This is a genomic window from Pseudoalteromonas lipolytica (assembly GCF_900116435.1).
GTDB lineage: Bacteria > Pseudomonadota > Gammaproteobacteria > Enterobacterales > Alteromonadaceae > Pseudoalteromonas > Pseudoalteromonas lipolytica.
Genome location: NZ_FPAZ01000009.1, coordinates 1 through 19,416 on the forward strand (window position 1 = coordinate 1; position 19,416 = coordinate 19,416).

Annotated in this window: 20 protein-coding genes and 1 pseudogene; 10 read left to right on the plus strand and 11 right to left on the minus strand. The window is 43.1% G+C overall.

Annotation, left to right across the window (positions count from 1 at the left end):
- The 3 genes and pseudogenes from BM378_RS10720 to BM378_RS10730 form a co-directional block, all read right to left on the minus strand.
- Positions 1–256 (minus strand): annotated as a pseudogene (locus BM378_RS10720) (IS110 family RNA-guided transposase); the annotation flags it as partial.
- Between the two features lie 174 nt (positions 257–430).
- Complete coding sequence (locus BM378_RS10725) at positions 431–853, minus strand: TIGR02444 family protein (protein WP_074989178.1); 423 nt, start codon at positions 851–853, stop codon at positions 431–433.
- Entirely contained in the window at positions 840–2,759 is a 1,920-nt protein-coding gene (locus tag BM378_RS10730) for an ATP-binding cassette domain-containing protein (protein ID WP_074989179.1), read from the minus strand. The genes BM378_RS10725 and BM378_RS10730 overlap by 14 nt, the downstream gene beginning before the upstream one ends.
- Before the next feature lie 129 nt (positions 2,760–2,888).
- Between BM378_RS10730 and BM378_RS10735 the strand changes: the two genes are divergently transcribed.
- Positions 2,889–3,092 carry a YheV family putative zinc ribbon protein gene (locus BM378_RS10735; protein ID WP_036973475.1) on the plus strand — a complete coding sequence of 68 codons (204 nt, stop codon included), beginning with the start codon at positions 2,889–2,891 and terminating at the stop codon, positions 3,090–3,092.
- 20 nt (positions 3,093–3,112) lie between these two features.
- Here BM378_RS10735 and BM378_RS10740 read toward each other — a convergent pair whose 3' ends face one another.
- The gene (locus BM378_RS10740) at positions 3,113–3,325 is read right to left on the minus strand and encodes a SlyX family protein (protein WP_036973473.1); all 213 of its coding nucleotides are present in this window, start codon (positions 3,323–3,325) and stop codon (positions 3,113–3,115) included.
- Positions 3,312–4,310: a WD40 repeat domain-containing protein gene (locus BM378_RS10745; RefSeq protein ID WP_036973471.1), complete on the minus strand. Its 999-nt coding sequence runs from the start codon at positions 4,308–4,310 to the stop codon at positions 3,312–3,314. The genes BM378_RS10740 and BM378_RS10745 overlap by 14 nt, the downstream gene beginning before the upstream one ends.
- A 201-nt stretch (positions 4,311–4,511) precedes the next feature.
- Here BM378_RS10745 and fkpA point away from each other — a divergent pair, with 201 nt between their 5' ends.
- Positions 4,512–5,267, plus strand: coding sequence for an FKBP-type peptidyl-prolyl cis-trans isomerase (fkpA, locus tag BM378_RS10750; protein WP_065979435.1), 756 nt, complete (start codon positions 4,512–4,514; stop codon positions 5,265–5,267).
- Positions 5,268–5,309: 42 nt separating this feature from the next.
- Here fkpA and BM378_RS10755 read toward each other — a convergent pair whose 3' ends face one another.
- Together BM378_RS10755 and BM378_RS10760 are read right to left on the minus strand one after the other, a co-directional pair.
- A complete protein-coding gene (locus BM378_RS10755) occupies positions 5,310–6,362 on the minus strand; it encodes a S66 peptidase family protein (protein WP_177222585.1) in 1,053 nt (350 codons plus the stop codon).
- 147 nt (positions 6,363–6,509) lie between these two features.
- Positions 6,510–6,980, minus strand: a complete 471-nt coding sequence (locus BM378_RS10760; protein WP_036973468.1) for an Rsd/AlgQ family anti-sigma factor — start codon at positions 6,978–6,980, stop codon at positions 6,510–6,512.
- A 614-nt stretch (positions 6,981–7,594) separates the two neighbouring features.
- Between BM378_RS10760 and hemE the strand changes: the two genes are divergently transcribed.
- Positions 7,595–8,659, plus strand: coding sequence for a uroporphyrinogen decarboxylase (hemE, locus tag BM378_RS10765; RefSeq protein ID WP_036973467.1), 1,065 nt, complete (start codon positions 7,595–7,597; stop codon positions 8,657–8,659).
- A 59-nt stretch (positions 8,660–8,718) separates the two neighbouring features.
- Here hemE and sthA read toward each other — a convergent pair whose 3' ends face one another.
- Positions 8,719–10,149, minus strand: a complete 1,431-nt coding sequence (gene sthA / locus BM378_RS10770) for a Si-specific NAD(P)(+) transhydrogenase (RefSeq protein WP_036973466.1) — start codon at positions 10,147–10,149, stop codon at positions 8,719–8,721.
- 13 nt (positions 10,150–10,162) lie between these two features.
- Positions 10,163–11,296: a fatty acid desaturase gene (locus BM378_RS10775; protein WP_074989181.1), complete on the minus strand. Its 1,134-nt coding sequence runs from the start codon at positions 11,294–11,296 to the stop codon at positions 10,163–10,165.
- 116 nt (positions 11,297–11,412) lie between these two features.
- On the opposite strand from BM378_RS10775, the gene fabR reads away from it, so the two are divergent.
- From fabR to BM378_RS10805, 6 genes are all read left to right on the plus strand, one after another.
- On the plus strand, positions 11,413–12,030 hold the full coding sequence (gene fabR / locus BM378_RS10780) for an HTH-type transcriptional repressor FabR (protein WP_036973464.1): 618 nt from the start codon (positions 11,413–11,415) through the stop codon (positions 12,028–12,030).
- Positions 12,031–12,400: 370 nt separating this feature from the next.
- The gene (gene leuA / locus BM378_RS10785) at positions 12,401–13,948 is read left to right on the plus strand and encodes a 2-isopropylmalate synthase (protein WP_074989182.1); all 1,548 of its coding nucleotides are present in this window, start codon (positions 12,401–12,403) and stop codon (positions 13,946–13,948) included.
- Positions 13,945–15,021: a 3-isopropylmalate dehydrogenase gene (gene leuB / locus BM378_RS10790; protein WP_036973461.1), complete on the plus strand. Its 1,077-nt coding sequence runs from the start codon at positions 13,945–13,947 to the stop codon at positions 15,019–15,021. The genes leuA and leuB overlap by 4 nt, the downstream gene beginning before the upstream one ends.
- A 57-nt stretch (positions 15,022–15,078) precedes the next feature.
- On the plus strand, positions 15,079–16,479 hold the full coding sequence (gene leuC, locus BM378_RS10795) for a 3-isopropylmalate dehydratase large subunit (protein WP_036973457.1): 1,401 nt from the start codon (positions 15,079–15,081) through the stop codon (positions 16,477–16,479).
- A complete protein-coding gene (gene leuD / locus BM378_RS10800) occupies positions 16,479–17,078 on the plus strand; it encodes a 3-isopropylmalate dehydratase small subunit (RefSeq protein WP_074989183.1) in 600 nt (199 codons plus the stop codon). Before leuC ends, leuD begins: the two co-directional genes overlap by 1 nt.
- Before the next feature lie 129 nt (positions 17,079–17,207).
- Positions 17,208–17,801, plus strand: coding sequence for a hypothetical protein (locus BM378_RS10805; RefSeq protein ID WP_036973454.1), 594 nt, complete (start codon positions 17,208–17,210; stop codon positions 17,799–17,801).
- 74 nt (positions 17,802–17,875) lie between these two features.
- Here the strand turns inward: BM378_RS10805 and BM378_RS10810 are convergent, their stop codons facing one another.
- Positions 17,876–18,199, minus strand: a complete 324-nt coding sequence (locus tag BM378_RS10810) for a hypothetical protein (protein ID WP_371915646.1) — start codon at positions 18,197–18,199, stop codon at positions 17,876–17,878.
- A 168-nt stretch (positions 18,200–18,367) separates the two neighbouring features.
- Between BM378_RS10810 and BM378_RS10815 the strand changes: the two genes are divergently transcribed.
- Entirely contained in the window at positions 18,368–18,814 is a 447-nt protein-coding gene (locus BM378_RS10815; protein WP_036973451.1) for a tellurite resistance TerB family protein, read from the plus strand.
- 4 nt (positions 18,815–18,818) lie between these two features.
- Here the strand turns inward: BM378_RS10815 and BM378_RS10820 are convergent, their stop codons facing one another.
- On the minus strand, positions 18,819–19,388 hold the full coding sequence (locus BM378_RS10820; RefSeq protein ID WP_074989184.1) for an NADPH-dependent FMN reductase: 570 nt from the start codon (positions 19,386–19,388) through the stop codon (positions 18,819–18,821).
- Positions 19,389–19,416: the final 28 nt, after the last annotated feature.

A 19,416-nucleotide genomic window follows, 5' to 3' on the forward strand; every position in this document is an offset into this window, starting at 1 on the left:
GGCCAATCCTAAATGCTTTGACAAATCGAGGGTCTAGAATCACGACTTCATGACCAACACTACGCGCCTTGCGTGCCCAATAATGAGCACCGCCACATGATTCCATAACAACTTTACAACGAGGAGACGTGGTGAGTATCGACAGTAGCTCTTTTCTGCTTACCGCTTTATTACTTTGTAGTTTTTGATGAAAAAATTGACCGACTTGAAAAACATTTTTTGCCAAGTCGATACAAATTAAGTTAAATTTTGACATGTATGGATTCCTTATTGGTAAAAGTGGTTTTGCAATTTCTTTATACCGTACTTACCCTATTTAGGGGAGGAGTCCATACATCTCCTACAGGTATGAATTCCCGTGGGCAATGGTTTTAGTCATGATTGACCTAACTACACCCTAAACACAAGCTTGCCCCAAATTACTTACAATTTACAGTTCAAGTAAATACAACCTAATATTATTCGGCTCCGGATACGTAACTAATCTAAATTTATTTACCGCATCTATCAACATTCCTTGTTGCTGCTTTTCGAGTTTTAACTCGGCGTTGAGTAGGTCTATACGAATAGCTGCGTAATCAGCAATTTCGGTTTGATTGGCTTTTAGGTAGGCGCGAGTCTTACGTAGAGGCTTTAATACCTGCTCGTCAAATTCAATAATGCATAATTCAAGCTGATTAAGTTGAGAGTTGTTTAAAGCAAGCTCAAGAGAATCTAAATAATACAATAGCAGACACAGGTTAACGTTTTTACCTTGCTGGTTTTGGTAATCTAACAGGCGTGCTTGCATGTCATCTTTACTATAAAGCTGACATGCAAATTGCCAAAAATCGTCACTGTTAAGCAAGTTCATCGGCAAACGCTTGTTCTTTTTCTTCCATCTCTTCAAGGGCCATCAGTAGCTCTTCTTCGATGTCATTTACTTTTGGCGTTAATGTCGCTTGTTTTGCGAGTAACTCTTTGAGTTTTGCTTTGTTGTCATCGTTATAAAGCGCGTTATCGCCAAGTGCCTCTTCGATTTCAGCTAATTCCGCTGAGTGTTTATCAAGTTGCTTTTCGAGCTTTTCAATTTGCTTTTTAAGTGGTTGTACTGATTTTCTAAACTCGGCTTCTAAGCGCTTTTGTTCTTTACGATTGATGCTTGAATGCGCTTTCGGTGCGCTGTCTTCAGTTGTTTTTGCAGCTTCTTTGTTCCCATTGAGTAACCATTGGTAGTACGCGTCAAGATCATAGCCAAACTGGGTTACTTCTCCGTTATCAACAAGGTAATATTCATCGGCTGTGTTTTTCAACATGTGGCGATCGTGCGATACGGTGACCATTGCCCCTTCAAAACCTTGTAGAGCCATTACAAGAGCATGTCGCATTTCTAAATCAAGGTGGTTGGTGGGCTCATCGAGTAACAGTAAGTTGGGCTTTTGATACACCAACATAGCCAGTACTAAACGTGCTTTTTCGCCACCCGAAAATGGAGCAACTGGCTCAAGTGCTTTATCGCCAAAAAATGCAAAGCCCCCTAAAAAGTCGCGCAGTGATTGCTCTGTTGCCTGCGGATTTAAACGTTGTAAATGCGTAACGGCACTGGCTCTTAAATCCAGCGATTCGAGTTGGTGCTGCGCAAAGTAGCCAATATTTAATCCTTGATGCTGAAACACTTCGCCCGCTTGCGGTTTGAGATCTCCAGCTAATAATTTTATTAGCGTTGATTTACCCGCGCCATTTCGCCCAAGCAAGGCAATACGGCTGCCCGGTACGAGGTTAAGCTTAATGCTGTGTAAAATGGTGGTATCGCCATAGCCCGCTTTGGCTTGGTCAAGTGTCATGAGCGGGTTCGGTAGTGCGGTTGGTTCAGCAAACTCAAAATCGAAGGGTGAATCAGCATGTGCTGGCGCCAGCTTTTCCATACGCTCCAGTGCTTTTACCCGACTTTGTGCTTGTTTCGCTTTACTTGCTTTGGCTTTAAAGCGAGTAATAAACTGTTCAAGATGCGCAATTTGTTCTTGTTGCTTTTCGAACATGGCCTGTTGCTGTAATAAGCGCTCTGCTTTTTGGCGTTCAAATTGCGAGTAATTGCCTTTATAAATATTAATTTTTTGCTGGTCGATATGCCAAATTTGATCAACCACCGCATCGAGAAACTCACGGTCGTGTGAGATAAGCACAAGTGTGCCAGTATAGGCGCGTAAAAAGCGCTCTAACCAGTAAACAGCATCAAGGTCTAAGTGGTTGGTTGGCTCATCTAAAAGCAATAAATCGGCATCGCGAATAAGGGCTTGTGCCAAGTTTAAGCGCATACGCCACCCCCCCGAAAAGGCACTCACAGGGTTGTCAATTTGCTCATTGGAGAAACCTAAACCATGTAGCAGTTCACCGGCTTTTGCTTCAATGCTGTAACCTTGGATATTTTCAAGACCAATATGTGCCTTTGCTTGTGCCGCACCATCATTATTTTGCTCGGCTTCGCGTAGTGCGATTCTGAGTGTGTAATAGTCAGGATGGCCTTGGAGTACGTAATCAAGCGCACTAATATCGAGAGCCGGTGTTTCTTGCTTTACAGAAGAAATGGACCAGTCTTTAGGAATACTGCATTCACCAGCATCGAGTTGTAATTCAGACTTTAATAGCGCGAACAATGTGGATTTACCACAGCCATTAGCCCCGACTAGGCCTACTTTATGCTCAGGGAATAAGGTTGCAGAGGCACCTTTTAATAAGGCATTACCACCACGAAGAAGCTCGATGTCTGAAATTTGGATCATGAAAGTTTACTTGCACACCACAGTTTTAATTGCGCATATCATAACACGGATCGTATTAGGCTTCGCAATCGTATCAAACACAGAATTATTAGGCTAAAATAGCCGCCTAAATGGCACCGGAGATCATGTATGAGACAAAAAAAACGCTTTATCGCAGGGGCATCATGCCCAGAGTGTAATGCGATGGATACGATGATGCTTTATAAAGAGCATGATGTTGAGAAAGTAGAATGTGTGCAGTGTGGCCATAAAATGACTCAGCCAGAAAAAGCAGTACAAGCCTCAACACGCCAGTTTGAACAAGTGATTGGGGTGTTTAAGCCGGGCGATTAACCCGGCTAAATTTTTCAATATTAATAATGTGGCGGAGGCGGCTCATGCATCTGCGACATTAAAGAAGGTTGTTGTGCTTCTTTAATCTTTTCTGCAAGCAATTCAGTCTGGCGCTTCATTTTTGCAAGCTGTTGCTGATGCGCTTTAAGCTCATCATTTAATATTTCAATTGTTTCATCTTGAAAAGCGACTTTTGCTTCAAGTTCCATTAGACGATGTTCAATTGTGTTCATTTGATTCTCTTACATTAAAACTTTCAGCGAATCCGCTGGAGCTTTCGGTTAATAACGCTTGGTTGTTATCAGTAAACGCAACATCTAACACCACGGCCGATTTCGGGCGACTTCCTTCACGAGGAACCACTTGCCACGTTTGCAATTTTTTACCTGAGTCTAGCTGCCATAATTCAACAAGTCGATTGGGTGACCCGGTTGCGATTAAGGTGCCTTCATCGTTAAAACGCACTGCGGTAAAAATTTTCTGACGCGCAATATACGCCAGTTTGCTAACAAGATCACCTGTAGTCAGTTGCCATACATTTGCTTGCTTCATACTGTCAGCTGTAAATGCATAGCGGCCTTGTGGATCGAGGGCGACTTGAGTAACGCGAGTCGGGTGGTTAAAGCGATGTATAACTTGCCCTGTACGGGTATCCCAAAAGTAGGCAACATAGTCATTAGAACCACTGATTGCGTAATGACCATTCGGTGAAAGGTCAACAACATTCACTTTTTCTTGGTGGCCAAGGAACTCTATGCGTCTTCCGGTCTCTAAGTCGAGGTAAACGACTACACCGTCGGCGCGGCCATATAACACGCTGCGTCCTTGGTTGCTAATCGCGATATCTCTAATTGTTGAGGCGTGTATTTTATAGTAGCCCGTGTTTTTACCTGAATTAATGTCCCACACAGCAAATGTGGACTTTTCAGCGGTGACAGCATGGCTATTGTCGTAAGAGATTGCCACAGTGTGAACGAGGCTATCTTGAGCTTGTTGTTGAAACCATTGGTATTTTAATACCTGCTGTTGATTATCCCACAGCGCGACCCCATGGTGTATAGATGAGATCACGCTGTATTTGCCATCATGCGAAATAGCAGATGCAAACGCACCTTTAGCTGCATGTTCATAACGTGCAGTGGATTGCTCATGTTGCTCAGAGCAGGCAACAACTAAGCTTAGGCTTAGCAGATACAAAAAAGTACGAAATATCGACATATTACGGGTATTTCCCCTTAACTCTTCGTGATTGAGAGGTTAGACTAGGGCTCATTAAAGGCCTAGGTTGTTATTCTAATCACTGATCATGCGTTTGCATGAAGTTTAGTTATTAGACAAGCAGCCTACCATGTAGGTCGTTAATCTTTAACTAGTAATAATACAATAATTGACAACTGCAAAGTGTGTCGGAGATATAAAATGAGAAAGACGATTAAATTGTCATTGATTGCAGCGTCAGTTTTAGCGCTTACAGCTTGTAATCAAGAAGCAAAAAAAGAACAGCAAGTTGAAGTTAAACTAGAGACTGAAGCACAACAACAAGCATACGGTATCGGTGCCTCTGTTGGTAATTTCTTGAATCAAGACTTAGCTGACAAAAAAGAGTTAGGTGTTGAATTAGATGAAGCGCTATTAAAGCGTGGTTTTGAAGACGCACTTGCAGGTAACGCAAAATTAGACGACGAAAAAATTCGTGAAGTGTTAACAGCGCTTGATCAAAGCATTCGTACTAAGCAACAAGAAAAAGCAAAAGTAGAAGCTGAACAGAGCAAAGCTGAAGGCGAAAAATACCTAGCTGAGAACGCGAAGAAAGAAGGCGTGACAGTAACTGAGTCTGGTTTACAGTACGAAGTGATTTCACAAGGTGATGGCGAAAAGCCAGTCGCTACTGACGTGGTAAAAGTACACTACAAAGGTACTTTACTAGATGGAACTGAGTTCGATAGCTCTTATTCACGTAATGAGCCAACGACTTTCCCACTTAACCGTGTGATCCCAGGTTGGACTGAAGGTTTACAGTTAATGCCTGTTGGCTCTAAATACAAGTTCACTATTCCAGCTGATCTTGCTTACGGTGAGCGCGACCTAGGTAAGATCCCTGCTAACTCAACGCTTGTGTTTGAAGTAGAACTACTTGAAATTCAAAGCGAAGAAAAAGCAGCTGCTGCAGAGTAATTTTTTACTCAATGAGAAAAGGGCCTAAAGTAGGCCCTTTTTTTAGCTGCTAAATGCTGTTTCTTTCATTTGCAGCGTGCCTTTATCGGCATCAAGTGCCACCATCGAACCGACCGGTAAAATAAACTGGCGTTTAATATGACCAATCATTGCACCGCGATAAGCCGGAATGCCTAATGGCTTAATATAATCAGCAAAGATATCATCCAAGGTTAATGAGCCATAGCCTCGACCAGGCTTACAGTCATTACAATCACCAAATACAAACCCCGCTATTTTATCTAGTGCGCCCATAAGTTTAAGGGTGCTCATCATACGGTCAATACGATAAGGGGCTTCATCAATATCTTCTAAAAATAAAATAGCCCCATTAAAGTCAGGTAAGTAGTCAGAGCCTGCGAGTGCTGTGAGTACAGTGAGATTCCCCCCGATTAAACGGCCACTGACCTGACCCGCATTGATGGTTTGGGTTAAGTATTGGCTGTTGACTAGTTCATCGTCTGCTTTGGGTAAATTTTGGTAGCGCATTAACTGACATTGTTCAAACATGTTTTTAAATTGCGCAACATGAAATGGATTCCAATCGCTGGTGGCATTAGGGCCATGAAAACTAATAAGCCCGGCTTTAGCGAGTAATGCATTATGTAATGCCGTGATATCAGAATAGCCCATAAGAGGTTTCGGATTATTTCGAATTGTTGCATAGTCTAAAAGTGGCAGGATGCGAGCCGCACCCGACCCACCCCGTAAGCACACAATCGCATCGACATGTGGGTCTGCAAATAAGCTGTTTAAGTCACTCGCTCTTTGTGCATCTGTGCCAGCTAAATGACCGCGTCGGGCTAAAATATTAGGGGCAAGCTTTGCTTTATAGCCGAGTGCTTCTATTACACCTTTTGCGAGTATGATGTCAGCGTGCTCAGCGGTTGCCGCTGATGGGCTGCACAGACCAATGGTTCCCCCTTTTTTTAATGGCTTTGGTTTTACTAAAGTGGGAGTTGCAGTGTGTGATGCGCCAATCAGTGGTTGGCTGGTTGCTAAACTTGCACCTGCTGCAAGAACAGAAAGAGATTTTAAGAAAGTACGTTTGTTCATCGTGCGCCTCATTTTTTTACTATGAGTAACGCATTAAAATAATTATTTCAAATTTTTGTTATGAAATGGAATATAACATTCTATTAAGGTAGGCAGATAACAAGACTTTCCAGCAGAGAAAGTGTTCTCTGCTGCCGTCTTACTGTGTTAGCTGGTGTGGTTTGAATAGAGATTATCGATTAGTTCATCTTCTAATTCAAAGCGCAGCTCAAGTGCTTCACCTAGCACTGATAAATCTTTATCAAATTCGTCGAGCAAGTCATCTGAGTCAACTTCAGCGTATTTGTCGTTAAAGTCTAATGCAACATCGGTAGTTTCAGAAATTCGTGGGTAGAGCGCATTGGCTAGCTTTTGGCTTTCTGGGCCTTTTTCTTCACAGGCCTTGGCAATGTCGTCATACACTTCGAAATGTCCCGCTGACAGGTAATCCATCAGTATTTGACAAAAGTTTTGGATTTGCAGTTGATCAGGTAGGGCGTGATCTTTCTTTTCATACGGTGAAAATCCCGCAATACGGCAAAACAACACAAGTAGCTCTTGACGTTCTGTAAGCCATTTATCGATGACAGAATGGCTACCTCCCCACTTTTGTTGAGCTTTTTCCAAACGCGTCAGCATATTTCATCTCCTCGCTGAGTTGGTTTTCCTTCCCTATATAAGAAGGAAATATGACACAAAGATCAACTAAATTCTTAGTGTCTAATTGCAACAGATTGTTAAAAGCCAACTTAGAGGCGCATATTTAAGCAGCGTTTTTCTGCTTCTTTACGCTGTTGTCTAAGGCTGGACTTTTATGCTCTAACAGCAGTGTATGGGAAATAATTAAAAACTACTAGTGTTTATTTTGGATTATCAATCTAATGAGGTAGAGGAGGTATCTTGTTGATTAAGAAAAGAAAAAACCACCAAAATTGGTGGTTTAATTCTTTTTCCGGACTTGTTAAAACAAGCTTTCTTATAGTTATGGGAAGATTTTTATTCTTATTGTTATACAATTTTTATTATTGTTTTTGTTAACGCGGGATAAGTTATACCAAGCTTTTTTCGATGTTGCAAATTTATTAATAAAAAGTTTTAAAATTATTTTAATTTCGTTCAATAATTGTGCGGTTTTATGGTGGCGTAGCTAAAAACTATGATCTATGTCTAGGGTCGGTTATCTATCCATAGTGAGCGGCGCAATATGGTGATACAATCAGCGCAATTTCATTCAGTTCTAGGATCTAAAACGCATGAGCGAATTAAAAAACGACCGTTATTTACGTGCACTACAAAAGCAACCTGTCGATGTTACACCGGTATGGATGATGCGCCAAGCAGGCCGTTATTTACCTGAATACCGTGCTACACGTGCTCAAGCAGGCGACTTTATGAGCTTATGTAAAAACGCCGAACTTGCTTGTGAAGTGACTTTACAGCCATTACGTCGTTACCCGCTTGATGCTGCGATTCTATTCAGCGATATTTTAACTATCCCAGATGCGATGGGATTAGGCCTTTATTTCGAAACCGGCGAAGGTCCTAAGTTCGAGCGCCCAATTTCATCATTAGCGGATGTTAAAAAGATTCCTAATATCGATCCAACTGATGAGTTAGGCTATGTGATGAATGCGGTAAGCACCATTCGTCGTGAACTCAAAGGTGAAGTGCCACTGATTGGCTTCTCAGGTTCACCTTGGACACTTGCCACCTACATGGTTGAAGGTGGAAGCAGCAAAACATTCGGGAAAATCAAAAAAATGGCGTTTGCAGAACCGCAAACACTACACCTATTACTCGATAAATTAGCTGATTCAGTGATTGATTACCTCAACGCACAAGTGAAAGCAGGTGCGCAATCATTGATGGTTTTTGATTCATGGGGGGGAGTGTTAAGCCCGCGTGATTACAATGAATTCTCACTACAGTATATGCATAAAATCGTTGATGGCTTAATTCGCGAGTACGACGGTCGTAAAGTGCCGGTAACACTATTTACTAAAAATGGTGGTCAGTGGATTGAAGCAATTGCAGCAACAGGCTGTGATGCAGTAGGCCTTGATTGGACAATCAATATTGGTGATGCAAAGCGTCGTGTTGGTGATAAAGTGGCACTACAAGGTAATATGGACCCATCAATGCTGCACGGTACGCCAGAGCGTATTCGTCAAGAAGTGGCCACAATTTTAGAAGACTTTGGTACAGGTTCTGGTCATGTATTTAATTTAGGGCATGGTATTACCCCAGATGTTGACCCTGAACATGCCGGTATATTTATTAACTCAGTGCATGAGTTAAGCGCTAAATATCACAAGTAAGTCGCTCTAGTTATAAAAAAGCCCGCAATATGCGGGCTTTTCTATATACGTTCAATCGCTTATTTAAATAAGCGATTTAAACCATTTAACGCAGCAACTCGGTAGGCCTCAGCCATGGTTGGGTAGTTAAAGGTTGTATTTACGAAGTAATCGATGGTGTTACCACCGTTCTTTTGTTCCATAATTGCTTGCCCGATATGGACAATTTCAGACGCACGTTCACCAAAGCAATGCACACCAAGCACTTCTTTAGTATCAACATGGAATAAAATCTTTAAGCTACCTACCTCAGTCCCGGCAATTTGTGCGCGTGCCAAATGCTTAAACTGTGCACGGCCAACTTCATATGGAATTTTAGCTGCGGTAAGCTCTTGTTCGGTTTTACCTACTGAGCTCATTTCAGGAATCGTATAAATACCGGCAGGAATATCAATAATCAATTTTTCTTCGCAGTTACCACATGCAATGGCATCAGCAGCAATACGCCCTTGGTCAAAGGCAGCACTCGCAAGGCTTGGGTAACCAATAACATCACCTACAGCATAAATGTTATCAACCTCTGTTTGGTATGTTTCATTTACTTTAAGCTGGCCACGGCTATCGGCTTTTAAGCCCACAGCATCGAGGTTTAGAGTGTCGGTATTACCTGTACGTCCGTTAGCAAACAAAATACAGTCTGCTTTGACACGTTTGCCCGACTTCAAATGCATCACGACACAGTCATCACGGGTTTCGATGCGATCAAACTCTTCGTTATGGCGAATAACAATGCCGCTATTCCAAAAGTGGTAACTCAGTGCATCTGAAATCTCAGCATCCATAAAGGCTAGTAAGCGATCACGGGTGTTAACTAAGTCAACTTTCGCGCCTAAGCCTTTAAAAATAGAGGCGTATTCACAGCCAATCACACCTGCACCATAAATAAGCACGCGATGAGGGTCGTGTTCAAGGCCTAAAATGGTATCGCTGTCGTAAATTCGTGGATGCGAAAAATCAACGCCTGGTGGCCTGTAAGGGCGAGAACCCGTTGCGATAACAATGGTTTGTGCAGTTAACGTTTCAAATGAACCGTCGATGTGAGTAATTTTCACTGTGTGTTTATCAATAAACTCAGCATCGCCTTGGTACATATGAATACGATTACGGTCGTAAAAGCTACTGCGTAGGTTAGATTGTTTCGAAATGACATTACTAGCATGGCGAAGAATATCAGGGAAAGTGAGGCGGTTAGGGCGCTCGCTGATATTAAAAAGTGGGTTCGCTTTGTATTCAATGTAACGACTAACAGAGTGGCGTAAGGCTTTTGAAGGAATAGTGCCCCAATGGACGCAACCGCCACCTACTGATTCTTGGCGCTCAATAACAGCTACTTTTTTGTTACTTTTAGACAGGTTCATGGCGGTGCCTTCACCGCCAGGACCTGTGCCTATGATAATCGCGTCGTACTGATACGAAGGCGTATCTTTTTGCTTTACGTTTTGTTTGGCCACAGCCGCTCCTATGTTAACTAAAAGAGGCTTTTAATAACCTCGCATTTAGTGCAAGCCAAGCCTGCTTTTGGTTTTCCCAAGCGGCTTCAAGCTCATGATATTGTGTCATTACTGCTGATTTTTCGCATTGTTTTATCATTTTATTTTTTTTGATTTCTAACACGCGTTTTTGCAGGGCACAAAAGTGTTGCAGCTTTTTCAGCAATAATTCGTACTCAGATTGTAATAATGTAAGCTTATCTTGGGCTAAAGGCAATTTTGCGAGCTTATCTTGGGTCTTATTCATCAAGGTTTCTGCTTTCGCTTTTTCAATACGTTCAACAGGCGTACGTTTGAGCTTTGAGGCTAAACCCATCGCGGCCAATGAGCGGATCATCCACTTAGTGGGATCATAGTGATACCATTTTATGCCGTTACGATAGTCGCTGGCAAAAATATGGTGGAAGTTATGATAACCTTCGCCATAAGTGAATAACGCTAAAAAACCGTTATCACGTGCAGTATTTTTTTCTGTGTATGGACGAGAGCCCCAAATGTGCGCCACTGAATTTATAAAAAAGGTAAAGTGTTGGCTTAATACCAAACGTAGCAGACCCGCGAGTAATAGCATGCCCCACACATCACCCAGCATTAAACCCAGCGCAAATGGAATACCAATATTAGTGGCTAATACTAACTTCATGTAATGGCGGTGTTGCCACATTACCACTTTATTTTTCTGTAAATCTCGGCAGTTGTTGTAGTTGCCATACTCATCACCTTGATAGTCACGTAGCATCCAGCCTATATGGCTATACCAAAAGCCGTTAGTAGCTGCGTAAGGGTCTTTGACAGGGTCGTCGACTTGACCATGGTGAATACGGTGATCACTACTCCAATGCAGTGCGCTGTTTTGCAGTGCAAATGCACCACCAAAGGCAAAAAAGGCTTCAATCACTGGATGAGTATCGTAAGTCTTGTGTGCCCACAGGCGATGATACCCCGCGGTAATCGACATACCCGCATAAAACATACACGCAACGAATGCAATCCAATGTGCGCTGGTAAATCCATAGGTAATTCCATACCATGGCACTAAAGTAACGGCAGCCAAAAAAGTAAGGCTAAAGAATAGGACGTTGGTCCAAATAATAGGTGGTTTTTTCATCTTTCAAAATCTGAGCGTACACTTGTACGCTAAAATAGTGTTTCAAACTCTCCGCGTCAAGTATTAGACTGTCTCATTAACCGAAAAATCATTAAAAATTCACGCTGGGAGTTTCCATGTCGGGTGTTAGAGCGCAACAGAAACAAAAAACACGACAAGCACTAATCGAAGCAGCATTTAATCAATTGAGTGCGGATCATAGTTTTTCTAATTTAAGCTTGCGTGAAGTTGCCCGTGAGGCCGGTATTGCGCCTACCTCGTTTTACCGTCACTTTAAAGACATGAACGAACTTGGCTTAACCATGGTAGATGAAGCGGGTTTAACGCTGCGTCAATTAATGCGTCAAGCACGTAGGCGAATAGCCAGTGGTGGCAGTGTCATTACGACATCTATTGTGACTTTTATGGAGTTTATCGATAACTCGAGTAATCAGTTTAGGTTGCTGCTGCGTGAACGTTCTGGCACTTCTAAGGCATTTCGTGCTGCTGTCGCGCGTGAAATTAAACACTTTATCTTAGAACTTGCTCACTACCTTGAAAGCGAAACCCCATGCGATGCCACCCATGCGTATATTCAAGCGGAGGCCATGGTGACTTTAGTATTTAACGCCGGAGCTGAGGCACTTGATATTGAAGGACAGCAGCGAGAAGAGTTAGTAGAGCGTCTAATTTGGCAACTACGTTATATTGCTCGCGGCGCCACAATGTATGTGCGAGACAACAATCATTCTTAAAAGTTAATCTAAACACGGGAGTCGGCTGTAAACGATAAATTAAACGCTGTCGACTTAGGTTTTGGATTGATTATTCAAAATGTACGGTTTAACGGATTTTAAATTTCTATTATTGTCGCTTTTCAATCTACTTTTTAGAAAAATTATGCTTGCAAGCCTGTTTGTTGAATGTTAAAAATACAGCTCACTGAACACACATTTAGTAAATAAAGATGCAAATGACACGTTTAATTACATTAAAACTAAACCTCTTACTGCTTAAGCGAGTAGGCGGGGCTTAGTGTATTTGCATTTGTAAAACATTATAAAACCCCGCAAGCGCGGGGTTTTTTTTATCTCGCTAATGGGTCATTGGGAACGAGGACAGTTTATGAAAGATAAGGTTTGGATTTTTGACACAACGTTACGTGATGGTGAGCAAGCGCTTAAAGCGAGCCTAACAGAAGACGATAAAATTCAACTTGCGCATACCATTAGCCGCTTAAACGTGGATGTAATGGAAGTGGGTTTTCCGGTATCAAGCCCGGCAGATTTTCGCTCAGTACAGCGTATTGCGACCGAAGTAAAAAGACCAATTATTTGTGGTTTAGCGCGTGCGGTTGCAAAAGACATTGAAGCCTGTGGTGAAGCGCTTCGCCCAGCAGAGCAAGGGCGTATTCATACCTTTATTGCAACCAGTCCATTACACCTTGAACATAAACTACGAATGAGCTTAGACGACGCCACCGCCATGGCTGTAAAGTCGATTAAGCTTGCTCGTCACTATACTGATGACGTGGAATTTTCGTGTGAAGATGCTGGCCGTACACCACATTGGGATTTATGCCGTATCGTTGAAAAGGCCATTGATGCAGGTGCATCGACCATCAACTTACCTGATACCGTGGGCTATGTAACGCCAGACGAGTATGCGGCGATGATCCATCACTTAATGAATAATGTGCCCAACATCGATAAGGCGCGCTTAAGTGTGCATTGTCATAACGATTTAGGTTTAGCAGTGGCGAATTCAATTGCTGCGGTGCAGGCGGGCGCTCGCCAAATTGAGTGTACGATTAACGGCATAGGTGAGCGTGCAGGTAACTGCTCGCTTGAAGAAGTGGCGATGATCATGAAAATGCGTGAAGACCACTTAAAAGTGCATACCGATATTCACAGTGAAGAAATTTACCGCGCTTCTCGTCAAGTGGCGAAGATATGTAATATGCCGGTCCAGCCAAACAAAGCCATTGTTGGTGAGAATGCGTTTGCGCACAGCTCGGGTATTCACCAAGACGGCGTTTTAAAAGCGCAGAATACTTACGAGATCATGTCGCCAGAAAGTGTGGGTGTGCCCAGTAATCAATTAAACATGACATCGCGTTCAGGGCGCCATGTTATTGAGCACCGTTTAGAAGAGTTAGGTTATCAAAAGTCTGACTACGACATGGATAGCTTATACGAGAGCTTTTTAGCATTAGCAGACCAAAAAGGCACTGTGTATGACTATGACTTAGAGGCGATGATTTACTTCAATCAAATCAGAGATAAAGACGAGAAGTATCAACTTGAGTTTGTTAACTCAACGTCTAATTCGCAATCGGTTGCCAGCTCTACGATTGGCATGACCATTGACGGTGTATCAAAGCAAGAAGCTGCAACGGGCAATGGCCCGGTAGAAGCCTCGTTTTTGGCAATTGAGCGTTTAACGGGTATGTCGGTTGAGATGATTGAATACAACCTTGAAGCCACAGGGCAAGGCGCAAGTTCATTAGGCCAAGTAAATATTATTGCTAAATACGATGGTCGCCCTTATCACGGTGCGGGCATTGCGGCAGATGTCGTTGAAGCCTCAGTGCGTGCCATGATCCGTGTGTATAACTTAATTTATCGTGCACAAAAAGTGTCTGATTTAAAACAACAAAGGAAAGCAGGATGAGTCAATCTAATTACAGCATCGCCGTATTAGCAGGCGATGGCATTGGTCCAGAAGTAATGGCTGCAGCAGAAACCGTATTGGATGCTGTAAGTGAAAAGTTTGGTTTTACATTGACTCGTCATCACCATGCGATAGGTGGCGCTGCGATTGATGAATTTGGTCAAGCATTGCCGCAAAGTACACTTACTGCGTGTGAAAATGCTGATGCTATTTTATTTGGCTCTGTAGGCGGCCCAAAATGGGAGAACTTACCACCGAATGAGCAACCTGAGCGTGCTTCGTTGTTGCCACTGCGTAAGCATTTTGGTTTGTTTTGTAATTTACGCCCCGCACAGTTGCTACCAGCCTTAAGTGCAGCTTCACCACTTCGTGCAGATATTAGCGCACAAGGCTTTGATATTTTATGTGTACGTGAGTTAACGGGCGGTATTTATTTTGGTGAAAAAGGGCGCAGCGGTGAAGGCGAACAAGAGACCGCATTCGACACGCAAACCTATTCGCGTAAAGAAATTGAACGCATTGCTCGCTTTGCGTTTGAAGCGGCAAAACTACGTAGTAACCATGTTACATCGGTTGATAAAGCCAACGTGTTAGCGTCAAGTGTACTGTGGCGAGAAGTGGTCACCGAAGTCAGCAAAGACTACCCAGAAGTAAGCCTCGATTACATTTATGTTGATAATGCGGCGATGCAATTAGTGAAGCAACCAAGCCAATTTGATGTACTACTTTGCGATAACCTATTTGGCGATATTTTGTCGGATGAATGCGCGATGATCACAGGCTCTATGGGCTTATTACCATCGGCGAGTTTGAACCAGTCTGGCTTTGGTTTGTATGAACCTGCGGGTGGCTCTGCCCCCGATATTGCAGGAAAAGGGGTGGCAAACCCGATTGCGCAAATTTTAAGTGCTGCACTTATGTTGCGTTACTCGCTTGGACAAGATGAAGCGGCACGGACTATCGAAAAAGCGGTGGCAGAGGCGGTTGAAGCCGGTGTGGGTACGCCTGATATCTATCCAAATGCAGGGTATACCACCAGTGATGTTGCTGCAGCAATTGTTGCACGTATTTAATTAAAATTGATTGCGCTGAACTCGTCATTCAGCGCAGCTAAAACGAGGGAATAGCAAGTGGCCCAAACCTTATATGATAAAATTTGGCAAGCCCATGTGGTCGCCAGTATTAATGATCAAACCGATTTACTGTATATCGACCGTCATTTAGTTCACGAAGTAACATCACCACAAGCGTTTGCAGGTCTGCGTGAGAAAAACCGCAAAGTGCGTTGCCCAGAAAAAACCTTTGCAACCATGGATCATAACGTTTCAACAAAAAGCCGTTCGTTAGATGCTGCAAGCGAAGTGTCTAAAAACCAGTTAATGGCACTGGATGCAAACTGTAAAGAGTTTGGTATTCAACTTTATGATTTAAATTCGATTAATCAAGGTATTGTGCATGTAATGGGGCCTGAGCAGGGCATTACCTTACCGGGTACGACCATTGTTTGTGGTGACAGTCATACTTCAACCCATGGTGCGTTTGGTGCGCTTGCGCACGGTATTGGTACCTCAGAGGTCGAGCACGTATTAGCAACCCAAACCTTACAGCAGAAAAAAGCCAAGTCGTTAAAAATTCAAATTAATGGCCGCTTGCGCCCAACAGTCACAGCGAAAGACCTAATTATGGCGGTCATTGGTAAGCTAGGGACCGCGGGTGGCACTGGGTATGTAGCTGAATTTTGTGGTGAAGGCATTGAAGCACTGTCAATGGAAGCACGCATGACGCTGTGTAACATGAGCATTGAAATGGGCGCAAAAGCCGGTTTAATTGCACCTGATCAAACTACCTATGATTACTTAAAAGGTCGCCCATTTGCACCAAAAGGCGATGACTTTGACGCAGCAGTTGCCTATTGGCAAACACTAAAAACGGACGAAGGCGCGCAGTTTGACCATGTTGTTGAATTACAAGCAGCCGACATTCAACCGCAAATTACTTGGGGCACCAGCCCTGAACAAGTTATTGGCGTAGATGAGTGTATTCCAGACCCAGACCAAGAGCCTGATTTAATAAAAGCCGATGCGATTCGCAGTGCGCTGAAATACATGGGTTTAAAGGCGGGTGACAAGCTGTCTTCAGCAACGGTTGATACGGTATTTATTGGTTCATGTACAAATAGTCGTATTGAAGACTTACGTGCCGCTGCACAGATTGTTGAAGGTAAGCAAGTTGCAGCCGGTGTAGAGGCATTGATTGTTCCAGGCTCTGGCCTTGTTAAAAAGCAAGCAGAAGACGAAGGACTTGCTGATATCTTTAAGGCAGCAGGGTTTGAATGGCGTGAGCCGGGGTGTTCAATGTGCTTAGCCATGAATGATGACCGATTAGAAGCAGGTAAACGCTGTGCATCGACCTCAAATCGTAACTTTGAAGGACGCCAAGGTCGCGGTGGGCGTACACACCTAGTGAGCCCAGCAATGGCTGCGGCAGCTGCAATTCATGGTCGTTTTGTTGATATCAGAGGAGAAGCCTAATGAGCGTATTTTTTAGTGGCTTAATGGCCCCGTTAGATAAAAACAATGTAGATACTGACCAAATTATTCCAAAGCAGTTTTTAACTTCGACAAGTCGTGATGGCTTTGATGCGGCGCTTTTTTATGATTGGCGTTACTTAGATAATGGCGAGCCAAACCCCGAGTTTATTTTGAATCGCCCTTGTTACCAAGGTGCGCAAATTCTTTTAACTCGCGATAATTTTGGTTGTGGTTCGTCGCGTGAGCATGCGCCGTGGGCATTAAAGCAATATGGTTTTGAAGTCATTTTAGCGGAAAGCTTTGCAGATATTTTCTTTAATAACTGCGGCAATAACCAAATGCTTGCTATCGCATTACCGGCAGAAACACTTGAGCGATTATTTGTACTGAGTGAACAGCATGATGATATTCATATCGAAGTATATTTAGAAAATCAGCAACTTCGTAGCGATAAATTTGAGACCATTCATTTTGATATTCGTCATGACATTAAAGAACGTTTATTAAGTGGCCTAGATTTTATCGGAGTAACCGAGACGCTTAACGGCCAAATAGATGCTTTTGAAAAGCAACTTGCAGCCACGAGACCTTGGCAATAAACGTGTATTACATGTGGAACCTAAACGCGGCGTAAGCCGCGTTTTTATTTATTACTTATCGTGATTGCTTTCTTTGTCATGTATAAATCGCTAATCTAAAACACGTATTTTTTATTTAAGGAACACACCATGAAATATTTAGTGGCTTCAATGCTAGTGACAGCATCATCAGTGGCAATTGCACGCCCAGCGCCGTTAGTGTCAATACCAAGTCATGATGGCTTTTTTAATAATATTGCAGCGCATTGTGGCAAAGCGTATGAGGGAAAAGTTACGGTTGATAATGCCACTGGGCCAAGCTCATTTGCAGGTAAAAAGCTTATTATGCATGTGCGCCACTGTAACGAGCGTGAGTTGCAAGTACCATTTCATGTTGGTGATGATGCGTCGCGTACATGGATCATAACTAAAACGGGCAGTGGTTTGAGTTTAAAGCACGACCATCGCCATAAAGATGGCAGCGATGATGCGTCTACAATGTATGGCGGTCATACTGTTGATGCTGGCTTTGTGAATGCTCAGTCATTTCCTGCAGATCAATATTCAAAAGAGTTGTTTGCAAGCCAAGGTATTCCGCAGTCGATGGGGAATACGTGGCAAATGTATATTTACCCAAAACAATTCACCTACCGTTTAGTGCGTGAGGGTCGTGAGTTTCGTGTTGACTTTGACTTAACAAAACCGATTACACCTCCAAACGCTCCGTGGGGCTACACTGATTAACTAGCTCCAAGTAAACTCAAGAAGTTGGCGTTAATAGTAGCCGCTGGATACCGACTTATTATCCAGCCTTTTGGTTAATTAGCGTCGTCTTCACATTGCAATACTACGGTTAAAGGTGGCTGGTAGGCACGTGGTTTCGTAGGAAAGCGCTCGTACTCTTGTACGCCATCAGTCACTCTTAACATAAAAGGTTTGTCCTTACATAACCGGCTAGCATGACGCAGTAAAAAGACGCTTTGATTCTTGAAATGTGGGTAATCATCAGATTGAATTTCAAGATGATAACGACCATCTGCCAATTTGGTTTGATAGTAATGGACTTTCTCATCAAAGTCGTAGAGTTTCTCGGTTTCGCCTTTTGCGGCCTGGGCAGCACTGCACCCCGCAATCAATATCATCGCGCTGAACAGTAGTGCTTGTGTACTTCTAACTCCACTCATAAACACTTAACTCCATGTGATTAATGCGTTAATTCATCGCATCGTTGAACCATGAATTAGCATCCATAGTCAAACTAAGGTAACGTTACATCTATACGTAGTTTAACACCCAAAAGGGACAATGTGATGCTCAGTAAAATAAAACAGCTCTTTTCAGCAATGGACAACAGCCAATCTAACATTAGCGAACATGACCTCAAAACGGCTGTTGCTGCACTATTAATTGAGGTGATGCGCGCTGACAATGAGTTACAAGATGATGAGCAACAGGCACTGAACAACACCTTAAAGAAATACTTTTCTTTATCAGACGAAGAAGTGCTGGAGCTTGTAGAAGGTGCGTCGAAAAACTTAGATGAAGCGATTGATTACTTCCAATTTTCTAAGCAAATTAACGCTCAGTGCAGTGCCGAGCAGCGCATCGATATCATCGAGCTGTTATGGCGTTTAGCGTACGCTGATGGCGAACTTGATAAACATGAAGAATTAGTTATTCGCCGTGTCGCGAGTCTTCTGTATGTGACTCATGAAGACTTCATCGCTGCAAAATTAGCAGCGACAAAGTTGAGCTAAACGCTTACTTATTTAATTTACTGGCGACACTGACAAGTTGCTGTGCAAGACTGGCAACTTGTTCGGCAGTATCGGCATCGTTAATGCGGCCGTGTTCATCTAATTTCGTGTGGATAGCGGGCACTGCAAGTTGGTCAGCTAATACTAGGCTACCGATGCCGGATAAAATATCGCGTACATGATTTAAACCACGTAGGCCGCCTAAACCACCAGGTGATGACGCAAACAGTGCCGTTACTTTGTTACGAAATGCAGGCACTGCACCTTGCTCAGTTCGCGAAGCCCAGTCGATGGCATTCTTTAAAGGTGCTGTAATAGAGCCATTATATTCTGGGCTTGCTAATAAAATACCGTCGGCAGCACGTAGTTTATCTTTTAAACGTTGTGCACCTGCAGGTGTACCCTGTGCTTCTATATCTTCATCGAATAGTGGTAAGTCTAAATCGCTTAGTTTTAGCACTTCTACTTCAGCACCGCTTTCAAGGGCGAAGCGTGCTGCTTCATTAATTAGTTTTTGATTAAAGCTGTCTTTACGTAAGCTGCCTGCGAGGGCAATGATTTTTGGTGCTGTCATGATGGCTTCCTTTTAAGCTTCACGGTTG

Excerpts from the sequence above, each read along its gene's own strand:
- leuD (WP_074989183.1), top strand. The coding sequence starts at position 16,479 with ATGAGCGTATTTTTTAGTGGCTTAATGGCCCCGTTAGATAAAAACAAT.
- BM378_RS10810 (WP_371915646.1), bottom strand. The coding sequence starts at position 18,199 with ATGATATTGATTGCGGGGTGCAGTGCTGCCCAGGCCGCAAAAGGCGAA.
- BM378_RS10730 (WP_074989179.1), bottom strand. The coding sequence starts at position 2,759 with ATGATCCAAATTTCAGACATCGAGCTTCTTCGTGGTGGTAATGCCTTA.
- leuB (WP_036973461.1), top strand. The coding sequence starts at position 13,945 with ATGAGTCAATCTAATTACAGCATCGCCGTATTAGCAGGCGATGGCATT.
- BM378_RS10805 (WP_036973454.1), top strand. The coding sequence starts at position 17,208 with ATGAAATATTTAGTGGCTTCAATGCTAGTGACAGCATCATCAGTGGCA.
- leuA (WP_074989182.1), top strand. The coding sequence starts at position 12,401 with ATGAAAGATAAGGTTTGGATTTTTGACACAACGTTACGTGATGGTGAG.
- BM378_RS10735 (WP_036973475.1), top strand. The coding sequence starts at position 2,889 with ATGAGACAAAAAAAACGCTTTATCGCAGGGGCATCATGCCCAGAGTGT.
- BM378_RS10755 (WP_177222585.1), bottom strand. The coding sequence starts at position 6,362 with ATGAACAAACGTACTTTCTTAAAATCTCTTTCTGTTCTTGCAGCAGGT.
- fkpA (WP_065979435.1), top strand. The coding sequence starts at position 4,512 with ATGAGAAAGACGATTAAATTGTCATTGATTGCAGCGTCAGTTTTAGCG.
- BM378_RS10775 (WP_074989181.1), bottom strand. The coding sequence starts at position 11,296 with ATGAAAAAACCACCTATTATTTGGACCAACGTCCTATTCTTTAGCCTT.
- fabR (WP_036973464.1), top strand. The coding sequence starts at position 11,413 with ATGTCGGGTGTTAGAGCGCAACAGAAACAAAAAACACGACAAGCACTA.
- BM378_RS10740 (WP_036973473.1), bottom strand. The coding sequence starts at position 3,325 with ATGAACACAATTGAACATCGTCTAATGGAACTTGAAGCAAAAGTCGCT.
- BM378_RS10760 (WP_036973468.1), bottom strand. The coding sequence starts at position 6,980 with ATGCTGACGCGTTTGGAAAAAGCTCAACAAAAGTGGGGAGGTAGCCAT.
- BM378_RS10745 (WP_036973471.1), bottom strand. The coding sequence starts at position 4,310 with ATGTCGATATTTCGTACTTTTTTGTATCTGCTAAGCCTAAGCTTAGTT.
- BM378_RS10725 (WP_074989178.1), bottom strand. The coding sequence starts at position 853 with ATGAACTTGCTTAACAGTGACGATTTTTGGCAATTTGCATGTCAGCTT.
- hemE (WP_036973467.1), top strand. The coding sequence starts at position 7,595 with ATGAGCGAATTAAAAAACGACCGTTATTTACGTGCACTACAAAAGCAA.
- BM378_RS10815 (WP_036973451.1), top strand. The coding sequence starts at position 18,368 with ATGCTCAGTAAAATAAAACAGCTCTTTTCAGCAATGGACAACAGCCAA.
- BM378_RS10820 (WP_074989184.1), bottom strand. The coding sequence starts at position 19,388 with ATGACAGCACCAAAAATCATTGCCCTCGCAGGCAGCTTACGTAAAGAC.